This is a genomic window from Leptolyngbya sp. FACHB-36 (assembly GCF_014695955.1).
In the GTDB taxonomy this organism is placed as follows: domain Bacteria; phylum Cyanobacteriota; class Cyanobacteriia; order Leptolyngbyales; family Leptolyngbyaceae; genus FACHB-36.
Window position 1 is genome coordinate 1 of the sequence record NZ_JACJPG010000249.1, and the last position, 1,773, is coordinate 1,773.

Consider the following 1,773-nt stretch of genomic DNA (forward strand, 5'->3'; position numbering starts at 1 on the left):
AAAGGAGCCAAGCTGATCATCTTTAACTCCGACGACTTCAAAGATGATGCTCTAGAAGCCGCAAAGAAGCATCCCGAGGTTCCCATCATCCACGCTTCCGGCGACTACTCTTGGCCAGAAGGCAAGAACTTCAAGAACCAGCCCAACTTAGTCAACATTATGGGTCGGATGGAGTTCGGCAAAATGATCGCTGGATGCGCCGCAGCTCTGAATTCAGACAACGGCAAAATCGGTTACCTCGGTCCCTTGATCAACGATGAAACCCGTCGCTATAGCTCTGCTGCCTTCCTTGGTGCTCGTTACTGCTGGGAAAACTACCTCAAGAAGAAACCAGAAGATTTGGAATTTAAAGTCACGTGGATCGGTTTCTGGTTCAACATTCCCGGTAAAACCCTCGACCCAACGAAAGTCGCTGATGACTTCTACAACGGTGGTTACAACGTATTAATGAGCGGTATTGATACGCCGGAAGCCGCCGTGCAAGGCAAGAAAGCAGCAGAAGCAGGCAAAAAGATCAAATACGTTCACTACGACTTGAAGACTGGCTGCAATCTAGCACCCGACATTTGCATTGGCGTGCCCTACTACAACTGGGCACTTCCCTATACCGATGCAATCAAGCAGTTACGGGACGGCAAAACGCCTAGCAAATTCGTTTGGCTAGGACCAGATTGGAAAGACATCAACGGCCCAGCTTCAATGATTGGCTTTCTTCCCGGCAATGCGCTAGGCGACAAGAAGCCGCTGCTTGACCAGTTCATCAAAGGATTGGGCGATGGCAGCATCAATTTGTACAAAGGTCCGCTCAAGCTCCAAGACGGCACTGACTACGTGAAAGCAGGTGAAGCTGCAACCGATCAACAGGTCTGGTATTTGCCTCAACTGCTGGCGGGAATGGAGGGACCGAGTAAATAGCTGCTAGTTATTAGTAGTGAGTTGGGCTAAATGGCATCTAGCAGTTTCAAGGTACGGTCTCACGATTTCGATCGGCTTTACAGCGCTTCCGAGCTAATTACGAACAACTCAATTACTAATGACTAGGTTCTAATGAAAGTCGAGCTGCAAAACATCTCCAAGCGCTTCGGCAGCGTTCAGGCGAACGAAGATATTTCGCTGACGATCGAAGCAGGGAGCATCCTGGGTCTGCTAGGTGAAAATGGCGCGGGCAAAAGTACGCTGGTCAAGATTCTCAGCGGGTTCATCAGTCGCGATCGCGGCACCGTTCTTCTAGACGGACGCCCCGCGGAAATTAAAACTCCGGCAGACGCGATCGCGCAGGGCATCGGCATGCTGCATCAAGACCCGCTGGATTTTCCACCCCTGAGCGTGCTGGACAATTTTATGGTTGGCAAATCTGGTGGCGCGTTTGCCAGCCATCGGCAGGCGGCGAAGGAGTTTCGCCAACTGGCGGAACAGTTTAATTTTGACTTGGATGTACACGAGCGGGTCAGCAACCTGACCGTGGGCGAACGACAGCAGCTAGAAATCCTGCGGCTATTGTCGTTGGGGGTGAGCACACTGATTCTGGACGAGCCGACCACCGGAATTTCTGCTTCCCAGAAAGACGCACTGTTTGCGGCGGCGAAAAAGCTGGCGAGGCAGGGCAAGTCGGTGATCTTTGTGTCGCACAAGCTGGAGGACGTGAATGAACTGTGCGATTCTGTCTCGGTGCTGCGTCACGGTAAACTCGTCGGCAGTTCGCCGATTCCGTGCCCAGATGCAACTCTAGTAGAGTTAATGTTTGGGCGAGAGCTGGCAATGCCCTCGAAACCT

General features: G+C 52.0%; 2 protein-coding genes. Both read left to right on the top strand.

Annotated elements, in window-relative coordinates:
* On the top strand, positions 1–915 hold a 915-nt coding region (locus H6F43_RS06090; protein ID WP_190341681.1), incomplete at its 5' end, for a BMP family ABC transporter substrate-binding protein.
* Between the two features lie 132 nt (positions 916–1,047).
* Positions 1,048–1,773, top strand: a 726-nt coding sequence (locus H6F43_RS06095) for an ATP-binding cassette domain-containing protein (protein ID WP_190341683.1), incomplete at its 3' end; no start/stop codon positions are given.